This is a genomic window from Verrucosispora sp. TAA-831, from assembly GCF_050780145.1.
GTDB lineage: Bacteria > Actinomycetota > Actinomycetes > Mycobacteriales > Micromonosporaceae > Micromonospora.
The window spans coordinates 1738190-1764323 of the sequence record NZ_CP192240.1 but is presented as its reverse complement, the minus strand read 5'-3'; the positions used below and the strand labels follow the sequence as shown (position 1 = coordinate 1764323).

Genomic DNA, 26134 nt, shown 5'->3' with positions numbered 1-26134 from the left:
GCCGCCGCCGATCCGCTACTCCAGATACGTTCGTGCCCCGTGCCCGGAGAGGGCGGCGAGGACCGTCTCCGGGTCTCCCCCGGCCACCGCCTCGAAGAGCCGCTCGTGCCGGTGCACACCGTCGAGGGGTTGCGCCTGCTCCGCCTCGCGGCGCAGGTTGATGGCCATGTAGAGCTGCAACTTCACCAGGATCGAGTCGTACACCCCGGAAAGCTGACGGTTACCGGCCAGCGTCACCAGCGCGACGTGGAACGTGCGGTGCGACTCGGCGACCGCCAGCCGGTCACCGGCGCGCGTCGCCTCCCGCATCCGGTCCAGCGCCGCCCGCAACCCGACCAGGTCGCTTTCCCGTCCCACCGGGATGGCCGACCGGACCGCGAACCGCTCCAGCACGTCGCGCACCTCGTACAGCTCCTGGACGTCCCGGGCGGAGAGGGTGGCGACCCGGACCCCGCGCCGGGGCACGTGCTCGACCAGCCCCCGCTGCGCCAGCAGCCGCAACGCCTCGCGCAACGGTGCCCGGCTGATCCCCAACCGCCGGGTCAACTGCTCCTCCACCAGGCGCTCACCCGGTTCGCTCCGACCGCTGAGGAGTTCCCGGGTCAACCGGGAGACGGCGAGATCCACCAGACTGACACTTTCCAGCTCACCGTCCATCGGCGTCGCGGCCACGTCGCTCACCCCGACGAGTCTGCCATCCGGCCCACGGGCGACCGGTGCGGGCGCGACTCAACCGACAAGTGGGCGGACGTCCCAGACCAGCGCGCCGCCGATCTCCCTCGGCGGGCCGAGCAGCGCCTCCACGGTGTGCCGGACCGGGTCGCCGTGGTGCAGCCCGCCCTGCACGACCACGGCCGCCCGCCAGTGCCGCAGGTCCGCCACCGCCTGCCGGCGTTCCGCCTCGGTGATCGGCGGCACCACGCCGGTGTCCGCCACCCGCCGCAACAGCGCCGAGGTGGGCCGGTCCGGGGCACCCCACCGGGCCGTCGGGTCGTCCGGGGCGTGCGGGCCGATGAAGAAGCCACCCGGAGCGGTGAAGGCCAGCCCGGTCCGGGCCGACCAGAGCATGCCCGGGCTGCGGCCGGCGTTGGTCACCGGCGGCACCGGGACCAGCGTGCGGCCCGCCGGCACGTACGCCCGCCAGGTGCCGTCGGCCACGAACGCCGGCACCGGCCGACTCGACACGGTCCGGATCGGGGTCGGCACCAGCGGCAGCAGGGCGACGGCCAGCGCGGCGGCTCCGACCAGGCGGACCGGTCCGTGCCACCGGTCCCGGGCGGGCGCGATGTCGACGGCCGCCCGCTGAGCCCAGCGGTCCATCGCGAGCGCGACCAGGACACCGAGCACCGGGGTGCAGACCAGCGCGAACCGGGCCGGCACCACGTGGTCGAGCAGCGGCAGCTCGGCGACCAGCCGGTACGGCCCGGGCAGGTCGGTGGCCCGTCCGTCGAGGCGTACCCGGGCACCGAGGGAGAGCAGGGCGAACACCAGGCCGCAGGCGGCCAGCGCACGGACCAGCGGGCGACGCCGGAGCCAGACCGTGACCACCACGGCCAGCACCAGCAGCCCGACGCCGAAGAACGAGTTCTCCTCGGTCGGGTTGGGCGCCAGCAGGCCGGGCGGGCGGTCCTCGCCGAACAGCGTCTGTCGGGCGAGGCCGGTGAACGACGCCGCGTCCAACTGGTAGCTGTACGCGTGGAACGGCATCCCCCGGTAGTGGCCCGGACCGAAGAACTGGAACCACAGCGGGTACGCCAGCAGCGCCCCGGCCACCAGCGCGCCGACCCCGATCCGACCGGCCGTCGACGGGGCCAGCCGACGGGCCGCCGACGGGTCGGCGATCGCGTACGCGCCGACGAACACGCCGCAGGCCAGCGCCACGAACAGCAGCACCTCCTCGCCGAGGAAGACCTGGTACGTCACGACCAGCCCGAGCAGCACACCGTGCCGCCACACCCGGCCGTCCGGCTCGGGTCGGAACACCAGCGCCAGGATCAGCGGCACCAGGAACTGGGCGGCCATGTGCAGGTGCGTACCGGCCTGGGCGACCATGCCGGGCGCGAAGCCGCAGACCAGGCCACCGACGGCGGCGGCCGGCCAGGTGTCGACCAGACGGCGGCGCAGCAGCACGTACCAGGCGGTGGCGGTGCCGGCGAGGCAGAGCACCACCGCGACACCGAAGGCGGCCTGCGACCCGAACAGCAGCGTGACCGGGGACAGTGGGACACCGAGGCCGAGCACCGAGGTGTTCGCCATCAGGTTCACGCCGCCGGGCGCGTTCAACGCGTCGCTCCACAGCGGGTTCTCCCACCCGGCCACGGCACGGGCCGCGCGGGCCAGCATCCACTCGAAGAGGATCTGGTCACCGGCCTGGTGGAACAGCCGGTCCGGGCGACCCCACTGGCGGTGGGTCAACCACGCCGCCAGCGCGACGTAGCCGACCGGCACCGCCACGTCCGGGGCACGCGCGGGCGACCACCGGCGACGGCGCGACGCCACCTCGGCGGTACGGTCGGCCGTGCCGACGGCCATCAGCCCGTCGGAGCGGTCAACGGCCGTACGTCCCACACCCAGACGTCCAGCTCCTGCCGGGCCGGGCCGACCAACTGCTCGACGGTCTGCCGCAGCGGCTCCGAGTGCGGCTGGCGCAGCGGCAGCACCAGCACGGCCGCCTTCCAGTGCCGCAGCTCGTCCAGCGAGCGACGCCGCTGACGGTCGTCCAGTTCCGGCGTACGGCCGGTCGTGGCGACCTCCTCCAGCAGCTTCCCGACGCCGCTGGGCCGCCCGTTGAAGCGGCCCGGGTCACCGGTGGTGGCGTTGCGCGGGGCCAGGAAGTAGCCGCCGGGCATCTTGAAGTCGAGGTTGGTGGAGGCGGCCCAGCGCATCCCGTGGGTGTTGCCCATGCTGGGCACCGGGATCGGCACCAGCGTCTGGTCCGGCCCGACGTAGGCGCGCCAGCGGTCCGAGGTGATGAAGTCGGGCACCGGCGGTCGGGAGGTCATCGGCAGCGGCATCGGTGCGATCGGCAGGAGCGCGAGCACCAGACCGGCCACGGTCAGCGTCCGCACCACCCGCCGGTCCAGGTCCAACGTGCGGCTGCGCTCGATGGCCAGCGCCAGCAGGATCGCCACCACCACGCTGACGATCATGCCGAACCGGGTCGGCACCACCGCGTCGAGCAGCGGCAGCCGGACCAGCCACTCCCACGGGCCGACGATCAGCTCCCGGTCCCACCAGGTGATGCGCTCACCGAGGGAGAGGATCACATAGAACCCGGCGGTCGCCGCCAGCGCCCGGACCAGCAGTTCCCGCCGCAGCCAGAGCACGATGCCGACCGCGATCAGGGCCAGGCTCCACCCGAAGAAGGCGTTCTCCTCGGAGTAGTTCGGGGCGAGGTTCACGTTGGCCCGTTGGTTGCCGCCGATGGTCGGCGAGCCCGGGGCGAAGTACGCCGCGATGTCGTTGCCGTAGTCACGGACCGCGTCGCTGAGCCCGTGGTACGCCATCGGCCCGGCGAACTGGATGTAGAGCGGGTACGCCAGCAGCGCACCGGCGATCACCGTGCAGGTGGCCACCGCCTTGCCCAGCGGGCGCCAGGCCGCCGACCAGAGTCCGGGACGCTGGACGACCATCGCGATCAGGAAGATGCCGCAGCCCATCGCGGTGAAGAGCAGGATCTCCTCGTTGATGAACGCCTGCACGGTGACCAGCAGGGCCAGCAGCGCACCGTCCCGGTACGGGCGGGTGGAGCGGGTGATGACCATGACCCGCCACACGATGAACGGCAGCAGGAACTGGCTGATGATGTTCGGATGCCAACTGGCGTGCGACAGCATCGCCGGGGAGAACCCGCAGAGCCAGCCGCCGACGATCGCGGCCAGCGGGTAGCTGACCACGTGCCGGGACAGCACGTGGTACCAGGCCGAGGCGGTGCCGGCGAGGGCGAGCGTGACCAGCACCACGAACGTGACGGCGGGCCCGAACAGCAGGGTCACCGGCACCATCGGGATACCCAGCGCCAGGATGGCCGTGTTGGCCATCAGGTTGACACCGTCGGGGTAGTTGAACTGCTCGGTGAAGAACGGGAACTCGCCGTGCAGCACCACCCGGACCGAGTGGGCGAGGAAGAACTGCACCTGTGCCGGGTCGCTGCTGTAGAGCGAGGCCACCCGACCGGCCGGGTCCATCCAGATCTGGCTGGTCACCCAGATGGCGGTGAGCAGGAAGCCGCCGAAGACGGCCAGGTCCAGCCGACGGCGGGTCCAACGGAACCGCCGCCACCGCGACGGCGCCGAACCGGACGCCGCATCACCCGTCGGCGGGTCCTCGTCCCCGGTCGGCGCGCCGGGCGTCGGCGTGGCCCCGGAGTCGGCCGGGGCGTCGACGGCCGACGCGGTCCCGGACCGGGCCGGGGCGTCGCTGGTGGTGGTGCCGGAGTCGGCCGTGGTGTCGATGGTCGGCGCGGGGTCGCGCGTACCCTCACCCAGCGTGACGGGTTCGGACGGCGAGCCTGCGACGACGTCGGATTTCGGCGGCGATGCGGCGCGGGTCTCAGCAGGCGTCACAGTCGGCGGAGTCTACCCGAGTGGGGAGATAGCTCCCAAGTCGACGCGGCGTCCCCTGTGGCCGGTGTACCGCCCGGGCGACGCAGCGTGAGGCGGCGCGAGCCGACGGCCGGGCGTCTCGTACTATTGCCCTCCGAACGACGGCCGATGTGATCGGGGGCGTGACAGGTGGCTCCAGCCCGCTGGCGCGGATTGACCGCCACCGGCCTGTCCAGTCTGTTGGTCGCCCTCACCGCCTGCGGCCCGGTCGCCGAGCGTCGGCCGCAGGACCTCCGGGTCGGCTACGACAGCATGGACGGGTCGTTGACCGTGTGGCCGCCTCGCGGCTCGCTGGCCGAGGACGCGGCGACCACCGCCGCGGTGACCGAGGCGGTCCGTGAGTGGCGTTCACCGATCGACGACCGGGTGCACGTGCCCTCCTCCGGCATCCTCTTCTCCGGCGAGGTCGACGGCGCACCGCTGGCCCTGGTGGCCGCGTCGGTGCCCGGCCAGGCCGCGTCCTGGCTGCTCCAGCTCAGCGGCGGCGACGGCGGGTACGAGGTCAGTCAGGCCACCGAGTACACCGACCCGGGCTATCTCGTCTACTCCGACGTGCTGCCGGTACAGACCGCCGACGGGCGGCGCTACCTCACCTCGGAGCGGGTCCGGCGGCTGGTCGGCCCGAACGGCCGGCCCGTACCGGCGACCGACGGCCTGACCGACCCGGTGGAGGTCCCGCAGTGCGAGGCGGTGCCGGTGACCGCCACGTTGCGCTCGACCGAGTCGCTGCCCCGGGGACGCGCCGCCGACCGGCTGCTGGATCTCGGCACCGGCACCGCGAACCCGCGCTACCCGCTGGTGCGTGACGACAGCGGCTCGGGCCGACGGGCCCTGGCCGACCTGGACACCTGCGCGCTGGCCGGCGAGGACGGTCCGTTCGGTAGCGTCACCCGACGGGTCGGCGACCGGGACACCCCGGATTCGGTGCCGGCGTCCTGGCCGAAGTCGAAGGTCGCCGTGCGGACCCTCGGCGAGTTGGCACTCAACGGCGGTGAACCGGCGGAGCTGGAGCAGCTCAGTTGGGAGACCGCCGACGGCACGATGACCGCGTTGGTCTACCGGCCGGCGGACGGCGGCCCGACGGTGCTCTCCCCCGCCGACCGGACCACCCCGTTGCAGGTCTACGAACTGCCGGTGCCCGGTCAGCCGCTGGTCGTGCTGAGCTGGCGTGCCACCAAGGACACCACACTGTCGGTGCCGCCGGACACGACCCGCCTGCTCGATCGTCCCGGCCTGGTGGTGGCGCCGCTTCCGGAGCGCAGCGAGACCTTCAGCCTCGCGGCCGACGACAAGACGCACTACCGCTCCGCCGGTCACCGCCGCTGACCCCCACAGGCCCTCGCACCCCTCACACCGCGCACCCCGGTGAGGCCACCGAGCGGGACAGGCCCGCGATCATGGAGTTGTGGCCCTGACAAAAGGGGCGCAACACGCCAAAAGCTCAGCCCGAACTCCATGATCGGCACCGAAGCCGACCATGACTCCATGATCGAGGGAGCTTCGACCACGACTGCCTGATCGACGGGGCGAGGCACCCGCACGCCGACGACGGCGGCGTGCGGGTGGAGAGTCCACGACGGGAGCGCGAGGCGCCCCGGGGTGTCAGTTGGCGGACGGGGTGGGGGTGTTCTCGGGCGTCAGCCGGGCCGGGTCGACCGGGGTGGTCTCCAGGCGGGAGATCCAGCCGGTGACGTCGCGCGCCACGTCCTGCGCGGTCAGGCCGAGGTCGGCCAGGATCTGCGCGCGGGAGCCGTGCGGGTGCCAGTCGGCCGGTACGCCCAGGTCGCGCAGCGGCACCTGGACGCCCGCGTCCCGCATGGCCTGGGCGAGCGCGTCCCCGACGCCGCCCAGCCGGACGCCGTCCTCGACGGTGACCACCAGGCGGTGCCCGGCGGCCAGCTCGACCAACTCGGCCGGGACCGGGCGCACCCAGCGCGGGTCCACCACGGTCACCCCGTAGCCCTGCTCGGCGACCCGGGCGGCTACCTCCATGCCGAGCTGACCGAAGGCACCCACCGCGACGAGCAGCACGTCGGTACGCGCCGACTCGGCCAGCACGTCGACCGTGCCGATCCGGCGCAGCGCGGGCAGGTCGGCGGCGACGGCACCGGTCGGGTAGCGCAGCACGGTCGGTCCGTCGTCGACGGCGACCGCCTCGCGCAGCTCCTCGCGCAGCGTGGCGGCGTCCCGGGGAGCCGCCATGCGCAGGCCCGGCACCACCCCGAAGACCGACATGTCCCAGATGCCGTAGTGGCTCGGCCCGTCCGGGCCGGTGATGCCGGCCCGGTCCAGCACGAAGGTGACCGGCAGCTTGTGCATCGCCACGTCCAGCAGGACCTGGTCGAAGGCCCGGTTGAGGAAGGTCGCGTAGACCCCCACCACCGGGTGCAGCCCGCCGAGCGCCAGGCCGGCCGCCGAGGTGACCGCGTGCTGCTCGGCGATGCCCACGTCGTAGGTGCGCTCGGGGTACTTGCGGGCCAGCTTCGCGATGCCGGTCGGCTCGGCCATCGCGGCGGTGATGCCCACCACGTCGGGCCGCTCGTCGGCGATCGCGACCAGCTCGTCGCCGAACACGTTCGTCCACTTCACCGACGGCGCGGCGGTGGCCTTGCCGGTGGCGATGTCGAAGGCGCCCGGCCCGTGGAAGCAGTCCGCCTCGTCCTCCTCGGCGGGGCGGTAGCCGTAGCCCTTGCGGGTGACCGCGTGCACGATCACCGGGCCGCCGAAGTTCTTCGCGGCGCGCAGCGCGGTTTCGACGGCGGCCACGTCGTGCCCGTCGACCGGGCCGACGTACTTGATGCCGAGGTCCTCGAACATCGCCTGCGGCGCGACGGCGTCCTTGATGCCCTTCTTGACCGCGTGCAGCACCTCGTACATCGGCTTGCCGACCAGCGGCGTCGAGCCGAGGGCGTCCTTGACCGTGTCGAGGACCTTCTCGTAGCCCGGGTTCAGCCGCAGCGTCGAGAGGTGGTCGGCGAGGCCGCCGATGGTCGGCGCGTACGAGCGCCCGTTGTCGTTGACCACGATCACCAGCGGGTTGCCGGCGGCGGCGATGTTGTTCAGCGCCTCCCAGCACATGCCGCCGGTCAGCGCCCCGTCGCCGACCACGGCGACCACGCTGCGCGCCTCGCCCCGCAGGGCGTACGCCTTGGCCAGCCCGTCGGCGTACGACAGGGCGGTGGAGGCGTGCGAGTTCTCGATGATGTCGTGGTCGCTCTCGGCCCGGCTCGGGTAACCGGAGAGCCCGCCGCGCTGACGAAGCTGGTCGAAGCCCTCCTGGCGGCCGGTGACGATCTTGTGAACGTACGCCTGGTGACCGGTGTCGAACAGCAGCCGGTCCCGGGGAGAGTCGAAGACCCGGTGCATGGCGAGGGTGAGCTCGACCACGCCCAGGTTAGGGCCGATGTGACCCCCGGTGCGGGACACCTTGGCGACCAGGAAGTCACGGATTTCGGCGCTGAGAATGTCCAGTTCGCTGGCGGACATCCGCTTGACGTCCTGGGGACCGTGCACCGTGGCCAGCAGCCGGCCCTGGTTGGCCGTGTCCTCTTCAACACTCATGACCGCAGAGTCTATCGGCCTCCGCACACCTCGCAGCCCGGGTCACCGCGCCCGTTCCCTGACCGCCAGGTCAGGCCCGCACCCGTAGGCGGCGTGGCGGCACCACCCCGGCGGAGGCGGTGGACCGGGCCGACGGACCGGCGGGTGTCCAGGAGCCGAGCACGGTCGCCCGGTCCGCACCGGTCACCGAGGGCAGTGCGCCCGGCAGCCCGTGCCAGGACAGCCAGCCCAGCAGCGCGAACGCGTACGCCTCCTTGGCCTGCGCCGGGACGCCCAGCTCGTCGGTGGTACGCAGCCGCCGCCCGGCGCCGAGCTCGCCGAGCCGACGCCACAGCGTCCGGTTGCGGACCCCGCCACCGGCGGCGACCACCTCCATCACCCGGTGCCGGTCGCAGGCGTCCGTCACGGTCCGGGCGGTCAGCTCGGTCAACGTGGCGAACACGTCGTCGACGGCCACCGGCCCGTCCAGGGCGGCCAGCCGCCGGTCGAGGTACCCGGCGTGGAACAGCTCCCGGCCGGTCGACTTGGGTGCCGGGGCGGCGTAGTACGGCTCGGCCAGCAGCTCGGTGAGCAGCCCGGCGTGCACCCGTCCGGCCGCCGCCTGGGCACCGTCCCGGTCGCAGGGCTCCCCCAGCAGCCGCTCGGCGGCGGCGTCGAGCAGGGCGTTGGCCGGTCCCACGTCGTACCCGAGCACCGGCGATGCGGCCGAGACCACGGTGAGGTTCGCGATGCCGCCCAGGTTCAGTGCCGCCCGGGGCGCCGGATCGGTGCCGGCCAGCAGCAGGGCGTCGAAGGCCGGCACCAGCGGCGCGCCCTGCCCACCGGCGGCGACGTCCGCCGAGCGCAGGTCGGCGAGGACCGGTACGCCGACCCGGGCGGCCACCCGGGCCACCGCGCCCAGTTGCAGGGTCCCCCGGGCCCGGCCGCCCTCGACCCAGTGGAAGACCGTCTGCCCCGGCGACACCACCACGTCGACACCGCCGCCGGCCAGGTCCAGGCCGACGGCCGCCGCCTCGGCGAACACCTCGCCCAACCGGTTGTCCAGCCGACACACGTCCTCGATCGTGGTCGTGCTCGGCGGCAGCACCGCGCCGATCGCGGCGCGCAGCTCGTCGTCGTAGGGCAGGCTCCGGTGTCCGAGTGGCCGCAGCCACAGCGTGTCGCCCTCGGCGGTGAACTCGGCCACCGCCACGTCCACCCCGTCGTAGGAGGTCCCCGACATCAGCCCGACGATCTTCATCGGCCCAGGCTAGGCGGCCGGACGGTCAGTCGGCGGCCGGGCCGGGCACCAGCAGTCCCACCAGCTCCACGTGCTGGGTCATGGGAAAGAGGTCGAATCCGCGCAGCTCCGCCAACCGCCAGCCCGCCCCGGTGAAGGCCCGCAGATCACGGGCGAACGCGGCCGGGTCACAGGCCACGTAGGCGACGGCCCGCGGCCCGGCCGCGACCACGTCGCGCACCACCCGGGCACCGGCGCCCGACCGGGGCGGATCGAGCACCACCACGTCGACCGGTCCGGTGATCCGGCGACGGGCCAGCGCGGTCTCCACCCGGGCCGCCACCACCTCCACCCGGGGCAGGTCGCGCAGGTTCTCCCGGGCCGCCGCGACGCCGTCGCCGGCCGACTCGACCAGGGTGACCCGGCCGGACCCGCCGACCCGCTCGGCCAGTGCGGCGGCGAAGAGTCCGGCCCCGCCGTAGAGGTCCCAGGCGATCTCGCCCGGCTGCGGGTCGGTCAGTGCCACCACCGCGTCGACGAGCGTGTCCGCCGCCGCCGGGTGCACCTGCCAGAAGGACGAGGCGGGCAGCACCCACTCCCGGCCCGCGGCCTGCTCGCGCACCCGCTCCGGGCCGCTGACGATCCGGGTACGCCCGGCCGCGACGGCGGTCACCGTCACGTCCCCGCCGGTCGAGGCGACCGTCTCCACCGCCTCGTCGTCCGGCCACCGGGTGCCGGTGGAGGTGAGCACCGGCAGGTCCTGCACAGCCGGGTGGGCGATCAGGCAGCGGTCGATCGGCACCACCTCGTGCGAGCGGTGTTTGAGCAGCCCGGCCCGGCCCGCCGCGTCGACCGCGTAGCGGACCCGGGAGCGCCAGCCCAGCGGCCCGCCGGGCAGCGCCTCGACGCGGACGCCCAGCGCGTCGCAGGCGGCCTCGTCGAGCCCGCCGATCCGGACGAGTTGCTCGCGGACGACCGTGGTCTTCCAGTCGAGTTGGGCCTGCGGGGCGACGTGTTGCAGGTCGCACCCGCCGCACCGGCCCGGCCGGGCGTACGGGCAGGGCGGGGTGACCCGCTGCGCGGCGGGCTCCAGCACGGTCACCGCGTCGGCCCGGACGAATCCCCGGTGCACCTCGGTCACCTCGGCCACCACCCGTTCGCCGGGCAACGCGTGCCGGACGAAGACCACCTGCCCGTCGACCCGGGCCACGCAGTGGCCGCCGGGAGCGACCGCCGCCACGGTCAACTCGACCCGCTGGGCCTCCTCCAGCCCGCCCGCGGTCGGCCCGGCAGCGGTGTCGGCCCGACGCTCGGCGGGGGTCCGCGACGTCGTCCCGCTCATCGCGGCTCACCGCCCGGCGTCTCGCCGTCGCGGGACGCCACCGAGCCGGCCGGCGGGGCGCCGGGCGGCAGCGTGCTGCGCGGCGTCACCCGGGGCCCCCTCGCCGGTCCCCGGCTCAGCGTGGCGTCCATCCGGTCCAGGTCCTTGCCGGCGGTCGAGGCGAGTTGCCACGGCACACTGGTCACCATCACTCCCGGTTCGAAGAGCAGGCGGCCCTTGAGCCGCAGCGCGCTCTGGTTGTGCAACAGGTTCTCCCACCAGCGGCCGACGACGTACTCGGGGATGAAGACGGTGACCACGTCGCGCGGCGACTCCCGACGGACCCCCGCCACATAGTTCAGGATCGGGCGGGTGATCTCCCGGTACGGCGAGTCGATCACGGTCAGCGTGATCGGCATCTCCCGCCGCTCCCAGTCCGCCTGCAACTGCCGGGTGTCGGTGTCGTCCACGTTGACGGTCAACGCGGTCAGCGTGTCCGGCCGGGTGGCCTGCGCGTACGCGACCGCCCGCAGGGTCGGCTGGTGCAGCTTGCTGACCAGCACGATCGCGTGGTTGCGGGCGGGCAGTACCGGGCGACCGTCGTCCGGGGTCAGTTCCACCGCGACCCGGTCGTAGTGCCGACGGACGGCCAGCATCAGCAGATAGATCACGCCCATCGCGACGATCGCGATCCAGGCGCCCAGCAGGAACTTGGTGATCAGCACGATGACCAGCACCGTTCCGGTCATCGCCATGCCGAACGTGTTGATCGCCCGGGAACGGACCATCCGGGCTCGCACCCGGGGATCGCGTTCGGTGCGCAGCAGCCGGTTCCAGTGCCGGATCATGCCGGCCTGGGAGAGCGTGAACGAGACGAAGACCCCGACGATGTAGAGCTGGATGAGCTTGGTCACCTCGGCCTGGAAGCCGATGATCAGCACGATCGCGAAGGCGGCCAGGAACAGGATGCCGTTGGAGAAGGCCAGCCGGTCGCCCCGGGTGTGCAGTTGCCGGGGCAGGTAGCGGTCCTGGGCCAGGATCGAGCCGAGCACCGGGAAGCCGGTGAAGGCGGTGTTCGCGGCCACGAAGAGGATCGTGGCGGTCACCCCGACCACCAGGAACCCCAGGATCGAGCCGGATCCGAAGATGGTCTCGGCGAGCTGAGCGGTGACGGTCTTCTGTACGTACCCATCCGGGCCCGCGACGATCTGGTGGCCCGGGTCCTCGACGAACTGCAACCCGGTGAGCCGGGCCAGCCAGACGATGCCGACCAGCATGGTCACCGCGACCAGGCCGAGCATCAGCAGCGTGGTGGCGGCGTTGCGGCTCTTGGGCGACTTGAACGCCGGCACCCCGTTGGAGATCGCCTCCACGCCGGTGAGCGCGGCGCACCCGGAGGAGAAGCTGCGCAGCAGCAGGAACGCCATCGCCCAGCCGGTGGTGTCGTGCCACTCGGCGGCGATCACCAGGTCGGCGCTGGGTGCGCGCAGGTCCTCGCCGAGCACCACGATCCGGACCAGCCCGGTGAGGATCATGCCGATGATGACGATCATGAAGCCGTAGGTGGGGATGGCGAACGCGCTGCCCGCCTCCTTGAGCCCGCGCAGGTTGACGGCGGTGAGCAGGACCACCGCGCAGACCGCGATCAGCACCTTGTGGGTCGCCACGAAGGGGATCACCGAGCCGAGGTTGGCCACCCCGGAGGAGACCGACACGGCGACCGTCAGCACGTAGTCGACCAGCAGGGCGCTGGCCACCCCCACCCCGGCCCGGGGGCCGAGGTTGACCGTGGCCACCTCGTAGTCGCCGCCGCCCGAGGGGTAGGCGTGCACGTTCTGCCGGTAGCTGGCCACCACGGTCAGCATCACCACGACGACGCCGAGGGCCACCCACGGCGAGAACACGAAGGCCGAGGCCCCCGCGATGGAGAGCATCAGGAGGATCTCGTCCGGCGCGTACGCCACGCTGGACAACGCGTCCGAGGCGAAGACGGGCAGGGCGATGCGCTTCGGTAGGAGGGTGTGCTTGAGGCGGTCGGACCGGAACGGTCGACCGACGAGCAGCCGCTTCAACAGGGAGGTGGATCGGGCCACAACCGCCAAGCGTACGACCGCTGCCAGCCGGGACGCGCGGTGGTCGCCCGCAGCCGCTCCCGAGGCCGGAGTACCGTCGGTCCCCGTCCGCGACGCCGACGTGACAGGCTCACAGGCGACGAGGCGCGGCGGTACGCACCGTGGGAGGAAGCGTGCATATCGTGATCATGGGATGTGGCCGGGTCGGGTCGACCCTGGCGCAGAGCCTCGAAGGCCGCGGGCACTCGGTGGCGGTGATCGACCACGACGCCGAGGCGTTCCGCCGGCTGGGGCCGGACTTCACCGGGATCACGGTCACCGGGGCCGGCTTCGACGGCGACGTGCTGCGCGAGGCCGGGATCGAGCGGGCCGACGCCTTCGCCGCCGTCTCCAGCGGCGACAACTCCAACATCATCTCGGCTCGGCTGGCCCGTGAGACGTTCGGCGTGTCCCGGGTGGCGGCCCGCATCTACGACCAGCGCCGCGCCCAGGTCTTCGAGCGCCTCGGCATCCCCACCGTGGCCACCGTCCGCTGGACCGCCGACCGGATGCTGCGGCACCTGCTGCCCGAGGGCAACGTCGAGATCTTCCGCGATCCGACCAGCACGGTCTCCATCGTCGAGGTGCCGGTGCACGAGGAGTGGATCGGTCGGCCGGTCCGGGCACTGGAGGAGGCCACCGGGGCCCGGGTGGCGTACCTGATCCGCTTCGGCATCGGCACGCTGCCCACCGGGTCCAGCGTGGTGCAGGAGGGCGACCAGGTCTTCATGCTGGTGACCGACGACATGGTGGCCACGGTCACCGCGACAGCGGCGGCACCGGAAAGGGGGCAGTGACATGCGGGTCGCCATCGCCGGCGCCGGCAACGTGGGTCGCTCGATCGCCCAGGAGCTGATCGAGAACGGCCATCAGGTGATGCTCATCGAGCGGCAACGGCGGAAGGTACGGCCGGAGCGGGTGCCGGACGCGCAGTGGGTGCTGGCCGACGCCTGCGAGCTGACCAGCCTGGAGCAGGCCGACCTCGCCGGCTGCGACGTGGTGGTCGCCGCCACCGGCGACGACAAGGCCAATCTGGTGGTCTCGCTGCTGGCCAAGACCGAGTTCGCGGTACCCCGGGTGGTCGCCCGGATCAACCGGGCCGAGAACGAGTGGCTCTTCACCGAGCAGTGGGGCGTGGACGTGGCGGTCAGCAAGCCACGCGTGATGGCCGCCCTGGTCGAGGAGGCGGTGACCGTCGGCGACCTGGTCCGCCTGATGACCTTCCGGCAGGGCGAGGCCAACCTGGTCGAGATCACGCTGCCGCCGACCGCGCCCTACGTCGGGCAGCCGCTGCGGGCGGTGCCGCTGCCCCGGGACGCCGCCCTGGTGGCGATCCTGCGCGGCAAGCGGGTCCTGGTGCCCACCCCCGACGACCCGGTCGAGGCCGGCGACGAGCTGATCTTCGTGTGCACCGCCGAGATGGAGGACGCGGTACGCGCGGTGGTCCTCGGCCCGGACAGCGTCGAGCGCACCCGCGAGTCGCGCTGAGCCGTCAGCTCGGCAGCGGTGTCGGCTCGGACTCCCGCATGACCCGGCGGACGGTCCAGACCGTGATCAGCAACAGCAGCACGTACGGCGGGTAGCCCAGCGCGAGCCGGGCCACGCCCAGCGCGGTGTCCTGCTGCGCGAGGTAGAGCCCGGCCTGCACGCCGACCTTGGCCAGCCAGACCACGCCCCACAGCACGGTCAGGCCGGTGAAGGTCCGCACCAGCTTCGGGTCGTTCCGCCACTCGGAGCTGCCCTTGGCCACCAGCACCGACCAGAGCCAGCCGACCAGGGGCTGCCGGATCACCGCCGAGACCAGCAACGCCACGCCGTAGCCGATGCCGTAGAGGATGCCGGGCAGATAGAAGTCGCGGGCCTCGCCGGTCCGCCAGGCGATGGCGGCACCGATGCCGATGCCGAACAACCCGTTGACCGCGTGCCGCACCGGCCGACGCTGGGCCAGCCGCAGCACGCCGATGAGAACCGCCACACCCACCGACGCGATCACCGCGGGGCGCAGCTCGCCGAGGATGTTGACCACCACGAAGACCACCACCGGGATGCTGGACTCCACCAGCCCCCGCCAGCCGCCGAGTTGGTCGGCCATCTGCTCGGCGACGGTCGGCAGCCGCTCCTCGTCGGTCGGCTCGGTCTCCGGCTGGGTGGCCGGGTGCTGTCCGGTGGTCATCGCCCGCCTTTCATCCGCCGCGCCCGCGTAGTCACGTCGACGGCTCCAACTCGTAGTACGGGTTGTAGATCACCTTACGGTCGTCCCGCACCGCGATCCGCCCCTTCGCGGTCAGGTGTCGCCCGGGTTCGATGCCGGTGATGCGCCGTCGCCCCAGCCAGACCAGCGTCACGACGTCACTGCCGTCGTAGAGGTCGGCCTCCAGCGCCGGCTGGTTGGTGCGCGGCGTGTAGACCACCGTACGCAGACGGCCGGTGACCGAGGCCACCTGGCCCCGGGCACACTGTGCCGCCGGGACACCGCCGCACCGGGCGCTGTCCCGCTGCAACTGCTGGGCCTCGATCTCGGCCTCGCTGGCGGTGAGCCGTCGCAGCATGCGCCGCAGCGAACCCCGACCCTCGCCGGTGCTCATGACCTCCGCGTCACCCCATCCACGCCGGCCGGGACGTCGCCGGCACCCGCCGCGATCCGGCGGCGCCGGAACGGCTCACGCCAGCGTACGCCGGTGTGGGCCGTCCCGGCGTCTTCGACGGAGCCGGGTTCAGCGCGTACCGGGTGCCGGTGCCGTCTCGGCCTCGGCCTCGACCTGGCCGGCCGCCTCGCGGGGCAGACGCAGCGGCAGCGGCTCCCGCACCGGCTTGGCCTCCTGTCCCCGGTCGACGACCAGTCCGTCGAGGCAGTCGGCCAGCGGACCGGCGGCGGCCGGGTCGGTGGCCGCGGCGCCCTGGTACACCGCCCGGACCATCCACCGGGGCCCGTCGACGCCGACGAACCGCAGGTCCGTCAGCCCGTCGTCGGTACGCACCCGGGCGTGCAGCTCGACGCCGTACTCGCCGGTGACCTCCTGGGCGGCGGCGCCGTCGTTGAACAACGACTTGCGGATCTCCTCCCGCACCTCGTCCCAGATGCCCTCGGAGCGCGGCGCGGCGAAGACGCCGAGTTGCAGGGCGCTCGGCCCGTGCACGAGCACGACCTGCTGGATCACCCCCTGCGGGTCGGCCTGCACCCGCACCTCCACCTCGGGCACCGCCGGGATCTGCAGGCTGCCCAGGTCGAGTCGCTGCACCCCGTCCGGCGCCTCGGAGACGTCGTACGGCCCACGCGCCGGCGCCTCCGACGCCGAACCGGCGTCGTCGACGGTCTGGAGCGCGTCCGTGGCTCGCTCGTCACGGGCGTGCCGTCCCGCGGCCCGCTTTCGGGAGAAGATCACTGCGTCCACCCTCCGCTGTTCGCACTCACCGTGCCATCTCTTCCGTCCACGCCGTCCGTGGGCGGCGGCGGCACCAGCCCGACGTGTCCGCCGGTGGAGCCGTGCCCGCCGGTCCCGCGTCCGGACGCGGGCAGCTCGGCCACCGGCCGGAAGGCCGCCCGTGCCACCCGCTGCACAACGAGTTGCGCGATCCGGTCGCCCCGCGAGATCTTCACCGGTGCGTCCCGATCATGGTTGATCAGGTTGACCAGGATCTCACCCCGGTAGCCGGCGTCGACCGTACCGGGCGCGTTGAGCACCGTCACGCCGAGTCTGGCCGCGAGCCCCGATCGGGGGTGGACCAGGCCCACGTACCCCTCGGGCAACGCGATCGCCACGCCGGTCGGCACCAACGCCCGGCCGCCGGGCGGCAACTCGACGTCGGCGGCGGCCACCAGGTCGGCACCGGCGTCACCGGGATGCGAGTACGCCGGCAGCGGCAGCTCGGGGTCGAGTTGCCGTACCGGCACGGGCACCAGGTCGGTCACGGTCTACCTCTTTCGTCCGTTCCGCTGGGGGTGACCCTGCCATCCTGCCCGGTACCCGGCCCGCCGCGCGCCGTACCCTGGCACGAGTGAGCACGTCACCGTCCCCCGCCACCACCGGCACCACCCCGACGTACGCCGAACGGCTCCGTCTGCCCTGGTGGTTGTGGCCGGCCGGGATCGCGGTCGCCGCGCTGCTCGCGGTCGAGGTCTGGATGGGCGCGGACGGCGTACGCGCCTGGCTGCCGTTCGCGGTGTTCGTCCCGCTCGCGCTGGCGACCATGGCGTGGCTGGGCCGGATCCGCATCGCGGTGACCGGCGGGGAGTTGCAGGTCGACGACGCCCGGCTGCCGGTGCGCTTCGTCGCCGACGCCGTCGCGCTGGACGCCGACGGGCGGCGTGAGGTGCTCGGGGTGGCCGCCGACCCGCTGGCGTTCGTGGTGCAGCGGCCGTGGGTATCCGGCGCGGTCCAGGTGGTCCTCGACGACCCGGACGACCCCACCCCGTTCTGGGTGGTCAGTTCCCGGCGCCCGGTCGAGCTCGCCGAGGCGATCCTGGCCGCCCGGGACGCGACACGCTGACTCCCACCCCTTCCCGGGCACCCTCGGGCCTCCTCGGCGCTCTCAGGGCCGTTGCCGACGCTGTCCCGGGGCTCAGCCGCCGGGAGGTCGGTCAGGAAGCGGGCAGCACAGGCGGCCCACCGGGCATCGGTGGCCCGGGTGGCCCGCCGGGCAACGCCCGCCGTTGCCGACGCAGATCGGCGCGGAGCTCGTCGGCCAGCGCCCGGGTGGCGCGCCGGTTCAGGAAGCTCGCCACCGCCGCGCCGGTCAGGAACGGCCCCAGCGTGGTCAGGTTGCGGCCGAACCGCTTGAGCAGGGTGTCCCGCAGCTCGTGGCGGGCGGCGGTGCCGAGCACGGCGCCCACTCCCACGCCCGGCATCATCGGGTTGACGCCGCGCCGGTTGGCCCACGCCTGCACCAGGGCGACCGTGCGCTGGGTGCCTCCGCCGGGCAGCGGCGCGCCGTAGATCTCGTGCAGCTCGCCGGTCAGCTTCAGCTCGATCGCCACCACGGTGACCGTCTCGGCGGCCAGCAGCACCGGGGCGGACAGCAGGCTCGGGGTGACCGTCCACTGCACGGCGGAGGCGCCGCCACCGGCCGCGCCGATCCCGGCGGTCGCCCGGGACGCGTTGCGCACCAGCCGGTCGGCCAACTGCTCGTCGTCCAAGCCCGGGAAGTGCCGGCGCAGGGTGGCCAGGTCCCGGATCGGTACGTGCGGGGCGACCTCGGCGACGGTGTCGACCATCCAGCGGACGGCCGCCTTCGGCTTGAACAGGTCACCGATGCCCCGGGCCCGGGCCTGCCCCACCAGACGCCCGAGCAGTTGGCGGCGCGTCGCCGGCTCGACGTCGTCGGCGGTCAGCGCGACCACCGTCGCGCCCAGCTCGTCCGTGCCCTGCTCGTTCGCGTCCCGCCCGCTCGCGTTCGGCTCGTTCGCGTTCGGCTCGCTCATGCCGCCACTCCGCTGCCCTCCGTGCCGCCACGCGGCGCCGCGGCACCGGGCCGATGCCTCGACCGCCGCCGCGCGCCCATGCCTGTCCTCCCCCGGCTGACGGCCACCGCGTGGCGCGTCACCCCACGAGTGAATCAGGTCTCGGGCGTCACCGCTCGTCGAGCCGGGTAGCGGCGGCTCCATGCCGGAGCCGCCGCTGTGGTGGTGGTGTCGGGCCGTCGGTCAGACACACTCACGGCAGATCAACTCGCCGTTGCGCTCGACTGCCAGTTGGCTGCGGTGGTGCACCAGGAAACACCGGGCACAGCGGAACTCGTCCTGCTGCATCGGTAGCACCTTGACCGTGAGCTCCTCGTCGGCGAGGTCGGCGCCGGGCAGCTCGAAGCTCTCCGCCACCTCCGCCTCGTCGACGTCCACGGCACCCGACTGTGAGTCGACGCGCCGGGCCTTGAGCTCTTCGAGGCTGTCCTCGCCGAGGTCGACCTCGTCGCGGCGCGGGGCGTCGTAGTCGGTGGCCATCGGTTTCACTCTCCCATTTCGATGTTGTCGCTTCCGGTTGTAACGCCGGACGACGCTGTTTCGGTTCCGCTGGCCGGCCACCGCAAGTGTCGGCCACCCGACCCGACGTCTGTGTGGGCCAGACCGCCAGAGGATCTCCCCGACGAGCGCGGAACCTACCCCCCCTTGGGCGAGGCATGTATACCGCCCTCGTGGCTGAGATGTACGCCCCTGCACGGGAAGTTGTTCCCAATGTGACTCAGGCGACACGAAGATAGGGGTAGTAGTACCCCGTTCCAGGGTGGCGCGCCGGTATGTCGGACTGTTTCCACGCCACGGTCGGACAACCGTTAACCTCAGCGGCGTACCCGGCGGCCGGCGGGACGGCCCGCACGCCGACGGCCGCTGCCACCCATCCATCGCCCGGGAGCGCCCTGATGAGCTTTGCGCGAGTGCGAGCACTCGTTGTCGTCGGCATGTTGGCGGTGGTCGCCCTGGTCTTCGTGGTCGTCGCCCTCGTCAAGGACACCCAGAGTAACGCGGGCTCCGCCCAGGGCTGCCCGGAGGACTGGCCGCGTGCCGACGTGACATTGCGCGAGCGCAAGGACGTCAAGATCAGAGTGCTGAACGCCACCGACCGACCCGGGTTGGCCGGCAGCGTGGGCGACGAGTTCCGCAACCGCGACTTCCAGGTCCAGAAGGAAGGCAACCAGAAGAAGCAGGTCGACGACGTGGCGGTGCTGCGGTACGGCCCGAAGGGCGTCGGCTCGGCCCACCTGCTGCGGGCGTACTTCCTGAACAGCGCCGAGTACGAGTACGACGCCAAGCGCGAGGACGACGTGGTCGAGGTGGTCCTCGGCAACGGCTTCCGGCAGTTGGCGACCACCACCGAGGTCAACCAGTCCCTCGGCGACCTCGGTTCGCCGGTGGCCCCGCCGGGCACCTGTCCCCTGCCGGTCGAGGACTGACCGACGGATCGGTCCGACCGGGTGGACCGGACGAGCCGGGCGGGTCGATCTGATCGGCCGAGCGGCCCGACCACGGGTCACCCGGCCGGACGATCAGGGGCCGCCCGAGGCGTCCAGCGCGGCCAGCCGGTCGTGCAGGGGCGCGAACAGGTCCGGCGGCGCGGCGATGACCATGTCCGGCCCGGGGCCCTGCCCGTCGATCCCGCCGATCCGCAGCCCGGCCTCGGTGGCGACCAGCCCACCGGCGGCCCGGTCCCAGTCCGCCAGGCCCTTCTCGTAGAACGCGTCGGCCCGCCCCTCGGCGACCAGGCAGAGGTCGACGGCGGCGGCACCGAGTCGACGGATGTCCCGGACGTGCGCGATCAGCTCGGTCACCACCCGGGCCTGGTGGGCACGGCGGGCCGGGTCGTAGCCGAATCCGGTGATCACCAGCGTCTGCCCGAGCTCGGTCTCGGCGGAGCCGCGCAGTCGCCGGCCGTCCCGCCAGGCACCGCCACCGGCCGTCGCGGTCCACTCCTCGCCGGTGTGGATGTTGCGCACCACACCGGCCACGACCTCGCCGTCCACCTCGGCGGCGATCGACACCGCGCAGTGCGCCAGCCCGTACAGGTAGTTGACCGTGCCGTCGATCGGATCCACGATCCACCGCACCCTGGCGGTCGGAGCGCGCTCCGTGGCGCCGTACTCCTCGCCCAGCACGGCGTCGTCCGGCCGCCGCCGACGCAGCGCCTCGATGATCTGGCGCTCCACCGCCCGGTCGGCCGCGGTCACCACGTCGGTGGCGGTGCTCTTGGTGGCCGCCACGGAGACCCCCTCGACCCGCATCCGGTGCGCGGTGGCCGCCGCCTCCCGTGCCACGTCGATCGCGATCTCCAACAACTGCCCTGGCTGGGGCGCCGAGCGGTCCATCGTCCGTCCCCTTCCCGCACGACCGGGTTTCCGAGTCCTGCGCGGGTATCATCCTTACAAAGTCCAGAAGTGCACCGAATCGGCGGTCTCGACCGCCGGTCAGCCGTGCGGCGCAGGATGATCGCCGCAGACGGCGTTACAATTCACCCCTGCCCACCGCCACGGGCGACCGGACGACCGGTCGGCCGGGGACACGGGGGTTCCTCAACCACATCGCCCGGCGTGGTGCCCCACGCTGCGCCGGACGATCCCGGCCGTGCTCGCTCTTCGCCTCCGGAAGGTCATTCGTGACAGAACCCCGCCAGACCGGCGCCGACGTTCGCTCGCTCACCGACACCCTGATCGCCCACGCGCAGAGCGCCGGCGGCCAGCTCACGTCGGCCCAGCTCGCGCGCACCGTCGAGTCCGCCGAGGTGACTCCGGCCCAGGCCAAGAAGATCCTGCGGGCGCTCTCCGAGGCCGGGGTGACCGTGGTGGTCGACGGTTCGGCCAGCACCCGCCGCCGGGTCGCCGCCGCCCGTTCCGCCACTCCCGCCTCCCGGGCCACCACCGCCAAGACCACCAAGAAGGCGGCGGCGCCCGCTCCGAAGCAGGCCGCCGCGGCCGACGAGGCACCGGCTCCGGCGCCCCGCAAGGCGACCGCGCGCAAGGCCGCCGGCACCACCGCCGACGTGGCCAAGGCCGTCGCGCCGGCCAAGAAGTCCACCCGGGCCACCAAGGCGACGGTGGCCGCCGCCACCGGCGCCAAGCCGGCCAAGGCCGGTGGCAAGGCCAAGGGCGAGGGCGCCGAGGGTGAGGTCGACCCCGAGGAACTCGCCGCCGAGATCGAGGACGTGGTGGTCGAGGAGCCGGCCGAGCTGACCCAGGCCGCCGAGGCCGACGCGGCGAGTTCGGCCACCGACAACGACTTCGAGTGGGACGACGAGGAGTCCGAGGCGCTCAAGCAGGCGCGCCGGGACGCCGAGCTGACCGCGTCGGCCGACTCCGTCCGGGCGTACCTCAAGCAGATCGGCAAGGTGCCGCTGCTCAACGCCGAGCAGGAGGTGGAGCTGGCCAAGCGGATCGAGGCCGGGCTCTACGCCGCCGAGCGGCTGCGCGCGGCCGACGAGGGCGAGGAGAAGCTCGTCCGCGAGATGCAGCGCGACCTGCTCTGGATCTCCCGCGACGGCGAGCGTGCCAAGAACCACCTGCTGGAGGCGAACCTCCGCCTGGTCGTCTCGCTCGCCAAGCGGTACACCGGCCGCGGCATGGCCTTCCTCGACCTCATCCAGGAAGGCAACCTCGGCCTCATCCGCGCCGTCGAGAAGTTCGACTACACCAAGGGCTACAAGTTCTCCACCTACGCCACCTGGTGGATCCGCCAGGCCATCACCCGCGCCATGGCCGACCAGGCCCGCACCATCCGCATCCCGGTACACATGGTCGAAGTGATCAACAAGTTGGGCCGGATCCAGCGCGAGCTGCTCCAGGACCTGGGCCGTGAGCCCACTCCGGAGGAGCTGGCCAAGGAGATGGACATCACACCGGAGAAGGTGCTGGAGATCCAGCAGTACGCCCGGGAGCCGATCTCGCTCGACCAGACCATCGGTGACGAGGGTGACAGCCAGCTCGGTGACTTCATCGAGGACTCGGAGGCGGTCGTCGCGGTCGACGCGGTGTCCTTCTCGCTGCTGCAGGACCAGCTCCAGCAGGTGCTCCAGACGCTGTCCGAGCGGGAGGCGGGCGTGGTCCGCCTGCGCTTCGGCCTGACCGACGGCCAGCCTCGCACGCTGGACGAGATCGGGCAGGTCTACGGGGTGACCCGGGAGCGGATCCGGCAGATCGAGTCCAAGACGATGTCCAAGCTGCGGCACCCGTCGCGTTCCCAGGTACTCCGGGATTATCTCGACTGATCAGCTCGCGTCAACTGATCGTGTCGTTTTGACCACCAGGCGTCAACGCCGGATGGTGATCAGGTGGTTGCACGAATGTGATCGTTGACGTGGCACCCTGGGTGCACGGCACACTGTCCGTGCCAGGTGTGACCTCGGTCCCCCGCGGGCACACAGGGAAGGCGAGGCCCTACAAGGGTGTTGCACGATAGGTGACCAAGACCGAAGAGAGTGTTCATCGGTGACGACCAGAGGAGGAAGGCGATGACCCCGACCCTCACGCCGCCGCCCGAGACGGTGAGCCCCCCGGCCGCCGATGAACGGTGCGACCGCTGCAATGCCGCCGGCAAGCTCCGGATCACCCTCTCGGGTGGCAGTGAGCTGGTGTTCTGTGGGCACCACGCCAACAAGTACGCGGAGGATCTCGTGAAGATCACCGTACGGTTCGCGACGGACCCGGAGTTCACTTGGCGCGGCGCCGACCTGATGGCGAACTAGAACCCACGAGACACACCGCCGGCCGGAGGCCCCACACGGGCCTCCGGCCGGCTCCGTCTACCCCCACCCCCCACCCCCACCCCGCCTGACGCGGGTGATCAAGAGATTTGGGCCACGATCGCCGACTCGCCCCGACGCAAACTCCTTGATCACCCGACGGGGAGGGGGGTGGGTGGGTGGGGGGTGGGGTTAGAGGGTCTGGACGGTGGCTATGCGCTCTTCGAGCTGTTCGATGGTGGCCTGGGCGCTGGGCGGGCCACCGCAGAGGCGACGGAGCTCGGCGTGGATCTTCCCGTGCGGTTGGCCGGTGCGGTGGTGCTGGGCAGCCACCAGAGCGTTGAGCTGGCGGCGTAGCGCGACTCGGCGTTGGGCGGCGTTCATCGGCGCCGGCGCGGGCGGTGCCGCCGGTTCGGCCGGTCGCTCGGTGGCACGGCGCTTACGGGCCGCCAGTTGCTCGGACTGCCGCTTGGACAGCAGCTCCGCCACCTGCGCCGAGGTCAGCAGCCCGGGCAGGCCCAGGTACTCCTCCTCCTCGGGGGTGCCGGCCTGGGCGGCGGTGCCGAACGAGGCACCGTCGAAGATCACCTGGTCCAGTTCGGCGGTGGCGGACAGCGCGGCGAACCGCTTCTCCAGCTCGCCGCTGGCCTGGTCGTCGCGCTGGGCCCGCTCCAACAGGTCGTCGTCGAAGCCCTCGCGGTCCTTCGGCTTGCCGAGCACGTGGTCCCGCTCGGCCTCCATCTCGCTGGCCAGCCCGAGCAGGTGCGGAACGCTGGGCAGGAACACCGAGGCGGTCTCCCCCGGGCGACGGGCCCGGACGAACCGCCCGATCGCCTGCGCGAAGTACAGCGGGGTGCTGGCACTGGTGGCGTAGACGCCGACGGCCAGCCGGGGGATGTCGACCCCCTCGGAGACCATCCGCACCGCGACCAGCCACCGTTGCTCGGACGCCGCGAACGTCGCGATCCGGGCCGAAGCGCCCACGTCGTCGGAGAGGACGACAGCCGCCTTCTCCCCGGTGACCTGCTCGATGAGCTTGGCGTACGAGCGGGCGGACTGCTGGTCGGTGGCGATCACCAGACCGGCCGCGTCGGGCATGCCCGCCTCGCGCAGCACGGTCAGTCGGGCGTCGGCGGCCCGCAGCACCTGCGGCATCCAGTCGCCGGCCGGGTCCAGGGCGGTACGCCAGGCCTGGGCGATCAGATCCTGGGTCATCGGCTCGCCCAGCCGCGCCGACAGCTCCTCCCCGGCGTTGGTGCGCCACCGGGTCTCCCCGGAGTACGCCAGGAACAGCACCGGCCGCACCACGCCGTCGCGCAGGGCGTCGCTGTAGCCGTACACGGAGTCGGCCCGGGACCGCAGCAGCCCGTCCCCGCCCCGCTCGTACTCGACGAACGGGATCGGGTTGTCGTCGGAGCGGAACGGCGTACCGGTCAGCATCAGCCGGCGTACGGCCGGCTCGAAGGCGGCCTTCACCCCGTCGCCCCAGGTACGCGAGTCGCCCGCGTGGTGGATCTCGTCGAGGATGACCAGGGTGCGCCGGGTCATGGTGCGCCGCCGGTGCACGTGCGGCGCCATGCCGACCTGCGCGTAGGTGATCACCGCGCCGTGGAAGTCCGCCGACGAGTGCAGGTCGGCGTTGCGGAACGCGGCGTCGAGCTGGATGCCGACCCGGGCCGCCGCAGTCGCCCACTGGGTCTTCAGGTGCTCGGTCGGCGCCACCACGGTCACCGCCTCGACGGTGCCGTCCGCGAGCAGTTCGGCGGCGATCCGCAGGGCGAAGGTGGTCTTCCCGGCGCCAGGGGTGGCGACCGCGGTGAAGTCCTCGCTGCGTCGGCGCAGGTACTCCACCAACGCCTTGCGTTGCCAGGCCCGTAGGGGCGGGAACGTCTCGAGCGCCGGCGTCCGGGGTGCCACGGCTCGCTCCTCTCCGACCGCAGTGTCCCGACCGCAGGCCGGCGGACCCGGGCCGGGGGCGCGGTAGTCGCCCCACGAAAACGCCTCCGCGCAGAACAAGCCGCGAAGGCCGACTCAGCATAACCAGGACCGGCGACCGGCCCCACGCGACGCCACACCGGGCGTCCGGTGCCCTTCGCCACTGCCCGACCGCAACGACCACAGCGCCAGGTCACCGCGCCGCGTCGGCCACCGCACCGGGTCCGCGACGTGACGCCGCGTCCACCGGGTGGTGACGGCCGCAGCGGCGACGGTCACGGTCACTCCGGCGGCGGTCCGGACGCCTCCGTGCGGGGCTGACGCAGCGTCGCCACCGGCGCCGACCAGCGTCGCCGCAGCGCCACCACGCGTACGCCGAAGACCAGCACCGCCGCAGCGGTGAGCGGGGCCGGGCCGGTGCGGTCGAGGGCGAACAGGACCGCGACCACGATCGCGCCGACCAGCGCCGCGAGCGCGTAGATCTCCCGCCGCAGCACCACCGGGATCTCGCCGGTGAGCAGGTCGCGGACCAGGCCGCCGCCGATCGCGGTGAGCATGCCGATCAGGCAGGCGCCGACGGCCGGCACCTGGGCTTCGAGGGCCTTGAGGGTGCCGACGACGGTGAACAGGCCGAGCCCGGCCGCGTCCAGCACCAGGACGGTGGTCCGCAGCCGGGCGAACTGCGGGTGTAGCCAGAAGATCGCTCCGGCGGTCAGCGCGGCCGTGGTCGCGTACCGCCAGTCGCCGAAGGCCAGCGGCGGGGCCTCGTTGATGACCAGGTCACGGAAGATCCCGCCACCGAGGGCCGCGACGAAACCGACGAAGACCACGCCGAACAGGTCGAGGCGCTTGGCGACCGCCGCGGAGGCTCCCGAGGCGGCGAAGACCGCGACCCCGGCCAGGTCGGCCAGGAGCAGGGCGGTGGAGGTGGTCACCGCCGCAGGCTACGCGGGCGTACGGGCGGTCGGCCCGGGGTCACTCGCGGTACGAGTCGTAGATCTCTTTGCACTTGGGGCAGACCGGCGAACCCTTTTTGGGGGTCTTCGTCACCGGGAAGGTCTCTCCGCACAGTGCCACGACGAAGGTGCCCATGACGGCACTCTCGGCGATCTTTTCCTTCCGGACGTAGTGGAACATCTCCGGGCCGGTGTCGGCGTCCTTCAGCTCCGGACGCTCCAGGACCTCTGTGCTCACGTCTGCACCTCCAACCGACAAGTCTGGCA

24 protein-coding genes are annotated in these 26134 nt (G+C 72.8%); 7 read left to right on the top strand and 17 right to left on the bottom strand.

The genetic code is table 11. The features are described 5' to 3' along the window. Window positions 1–15: 15 nt before the first annotated feature. Genes ACQVFL_RS08030 through ACQVFL_RS08020 form a run of 3 tightly spaced genes read right to left on the bottom strand, consistent with a single transcriptional unit; the run spans window position 16 to window position 4454 of the window. A complete protein-coding gene (locus tag ACQVFL_RS08030) occupies window positions 16–681 on the bottom strand; it encodes a GntR family transcriptional regulator (RefSeq protein WP_396691567.1) in 666 nt (221 codons plus the stop codon). Between the two features lie 48 nt (window positions 682–729). Further along, window positions 730–2532 (bottom strand): hypothetical protein, encoded by a 1803-nt coding sequence (locus ACQVFL_RS08025; RefSeq protein WP_431729056.1) that lies wholly within the window; start codon window positions 2530–2532, stop codon window positions 730–732. Beyond that, the gene (locus ACQVFL_RS08020; protein ID WP_431729793.1) at window positions 2532–4454 is read right to left on the bottom strand and encodes a hypothetical protein; all 1923 of its coding nucleotides are present in this window, start codon (window positions 4452–4454) and stop codon (window positions 2532–2534) included. Before ACQVFL_RS08020 ends, ACQVFL_RS08025 begins: the two co-directional genes overlap by 1 nt. 279 nt (window positions 4455–4733) lie before the next feature. On the opposite strand from ACQVFL_RS08020, the gene ACQVFL_RS08015 reads away from it, so the two are divergent. After that, entirely contained in the window at window positions 4734–5930 is a 1197-nt protein-coding gene (locus tag ACQVFL_RS08015) for a hypothetical protein (RefSeq protein WP_396691569.1), read from the top strand. A gap of 276 nt (window positions 5931–6206) precedes the next feature. Here ACQVFL_RS08015 and dxs read toward each other — a convergent pair whose 3' ends face one another. The 4 genes from dxs to ACQVFL_RS07995 all read right to left on the bottom strand — a co-directional run bounded on the left by dxs (window position 6207) and on the right by ACQVFL_RS07995 (window position 12798). Then, a complete protein-coding gene (dxs, locus tag ACQVFL_RS08010) occupies window positions 6207–8165 on the bottom strand; it encodes a 1-deoxy-D-xylulose-5-phosphate synthase (protein ID WP_431729055.1) in 1959 nt (652 codons plus the stop codon). 70 nt (window positions 8166–8235) lie between these two features. After that, on the bottom strand, window positions 8236–9405 hold the full coding sequence (locus ACQVFL_RS08005; protein WP_431729054.1) for an anhydro-N-acetylmuramic acid kinase: 1170 nt from the start codon (window positions 9403–9405) through the stop codon (window positions 8236–8238). 25 nt (window positions 9406–9430) lie between these two features. Then, complete coding sequence (locus ACQVFL_RS08000; RefSeq protein WP_431729053.1) at window positions 9431–10726, bottom strand: class I SAM-dependent RNA methyltransferase; 1296 nt, start codon at window positions 10724–10726, stop codon at window positions 9431–9433. After that, entirely contained in the window at window positions 10723–12798 is a 2076-nt protein-coding gene (locus tag ACQVFL_RS07995; RefSeq protein ID WP_431729052.1) for an APC family permease, read from the bottom strand. The genes ACQVFL_RS08000 and ACQVFL_RS07995 overlap by 4 nt, the downstream gene beginning before the upstream one ends. A 152-nt stretch (window positions 12799–12950) precedes the next feature. On the opposite strand from ACQVFL_RS07995, the gene ACQVFL_RS07990 reads away from it, so the two are divergent. Both ACQVFL_RS07990 and ACQVFL_RS07985 read left to right on the top strand, forming a co-directional pair. Further along, window positions 12951–13613 (top strand): potassium channel family protein, encoded by a 663-nt coding sequence (locus ACQVFL_RS07990; protein ID WP_396691574.1) that lies wholly within the window; start codon window positions 12951–12953, stop codon window positions 13611–13613. 1 nt (window position 13614) lies between these two features. Continuing rightward, entirely contained in the window at window positions 13615–14304 is a 690-nt protein-coding gene (locus tag ACQVFL_RS07985; RefSeq protein ID WP_396691576.1) for a potassium channel family protein, read from the top strand. A gap of 4 nt (window positions 14305–14308) precedes the next feature. Here ACQVFL_RS07985 and ACQVFL_RS07980 read toward each other — a convergent pair whose 3' ends face one another. The 4 genes from ACQVFL_RS07980 to dut all read right to left on the bottom strand — a co-directional run bounded on the left by ACQVFL_RS07980 (window position 14309) and on the right by dut (window position 16726). Further along, entirely contained in the window at window positions 14309–14989 is a 681-nt protein-coding gene (locus ACQVFL_RS07980) for a DUF3159 domain-containing protein (RefSeq protein ID WP_396691577.1), read from the bottom strand. Between the two features lie 31 nt (window positions 14990–15020). Further along, window positions 15021–15401: an OB-fold nucleic acid binding domain-containing protein gene (locus tag ACQVFL_RS07975; RefSeq protein ID WP_396691578.1), complete on the bottom strand. Its 381-nt coding sequence runs from the start codon at window positions 15399–15401 to the stop codon at window positions 15021–15023. A gap of 129 nt (window positions 15402–15530) precedes the next feature. After that, window positions 15531–16199: a DUF3710 domain-containing protein gene (locus tag ACQVFL_RS07970; protein ID WP_396691579.1), complete on the bottom strand. Its 669-nt coding sequence runs from the start codon at window positions 16197–16199 to the stop codon at window positions 15531–15533. After that, window positions 16196–16726 carry a dUTP diphosphatase gene (dut, locus tag ACQVFL_RS07965; protein WP_396691580.1) on the bottom strand — a complete coding sequence of 177 codons (531 nt, stop codon included), beginning with the start codon at window positions 16724–16726 and terminating at the stop codon, window positions 16196–16198. Before dut ends, ACQVFL_RS07970 begins: the two co-directional genes overlap by 4 nt. A gap of 77 nt (window positions 16727–16803) precedes the next feature. Between dut and ACQVFL_RS07960 the strand changes: the two genes are divergently transcribed. After that, on the top strand, window positions 16804–17304 hold the full coding sequence (locus ACQVFL_RS07960; RefSeq protein WP_396691890.1) for a DUF3093 domain-containing protein: 501 nt from the start codon (window positions 16804–16806) through the stop codon (window positions 17302–17304). Between the two features lie 91 nt (window positions 17305–17395). Here the strand turns inward: ACQVFL_RS07960 and ACQVFL_RS07955 are convergent, their stop codons facing one another. Then, complete coding sequence (locus tag ACQVFL_RS07955) at window positions 17396–18235, bottom strand: hypothetical protein (RefSeq protein WP_396691581.1); 840 nt, start codon at window positions 18233–18235, stop codon at window positions 17396–17398. A 222-nt stretch (window positions 18236–18457) separates the two neighbouring features. Beyond that, complete coding sequence (locus ACQVFL_RS07950) at window positions 18458–18754, bottom strand: DUF4193 domain-containing protein (RefSeq protein WP_007075406.1); 297 nt, start codon at window positions 18752–18754, stop codon at window positions 18458–18460. A 431-nt stretch (window positions 18755–19185) separates the two neighbouring features. Between ACQVFL_RS07950 and ACQVFL_RS07945 the strand changes: the two genes are divergently transcribed. Next, window positions 19186–19701, top strand: a complete 516-nt coding sequence (locus ACQVFL_RS07945; protein ID WP_396691582.1) for a LytR C-terminal domain-containing protein — start codon at window positions 19186–19188, stop codon at window positions 19699–19701. Window positions 19702–19794: 93 nt separating this feature from the next. Here ACQVFL_RS07945 and ACQVFL_RS07940 read toward each other — a convergent pair whose 3' ends face one another. Continuing rightward, window positions 19795–20610 carry an inositol monophosphatase family protein gene (locus tag ACQVFL_RS07940; protein WP_431729051.1) on the bottom strand — a complete coding sequence of 272 codons (816 nt, stop codon included), beginning with the start codon at window positions 20608–20610 and terminating at the stop codon, window positions 19795–19797. 287 nt (window positions 20611–20897) lie between these two features. Here ACQVFL_RS07940 and ACQVFL_RS07935 point away from each other — a divergent pair, with 287 nt between their 5' ends. Further along, window positions 20898–22502: an RNA polymerase sigma factor gene (locus ACQVFL_RS07935; protein ID WP_396691585.1), complete on the top strand. Its 1605-nt coding sequence runs from the start codon at window positions 20898–20900 to the stop codon at window positions 22500–22502. 243 nt (window positions 22503–22745) lie between these two features. After that, on the top strand, window positions 22746–22979 hold the full coding sequence (locus ACQVFL_RS07930) for a DUF7455 domain-containing protein (RefSeq protein ID WP_117226588.1): 234 nt from the start codon (window positions 22746–22748) through the stop codon (window positions 22977–22979). 189 nt (window positions 22980–23168) lie between these two features. Here the strand turns inward: ACQVFL_RS07930 and ACQVFL_RS07925 are convergent, their stop codons facing one another. From ACQVFL_RS07925 to ACQVFL_RS07915, 3 genes are all read right to left on the bottom strand, one after another. Then, window positions 23169–24893, bottom strand: a complete 1725-nt coding sequence (locus ACQVFL_RS07925) for a DEAD/DEAH box helicase (protein ID WP_431729050.1) — start codon at window positions 24891–24893, stop codon at window positions 23169–23171. A 299-nt stretch (window positions 24894–25192) separates the two neighbouring features. Then, window positions 25193–25846, bottom strand: a complete 654-nt coding sequence (locus ACQVFL_RS07920; protein ID WP_431729049.1) for a trimeric intracellular cation channel family protein — start codon at window positions 25844–25846, stop codon at window positions 25193–25195. A 40-nt stretch (window positions 25847–25886) separates the two neighbouring features. Further along, window positions 25887–26105, bottom strand: a complete 219-nt coding sequence (locus ACQVFL_RS07915; protein ID WP_131057695.1) for a DUF3039 domain-containing protein — start codon at window positions 26103–26105, stop codon at window positions 25887–25889. Between the last annotated feature and the right edge of the window lie 29 nt (window positions 26106–26134).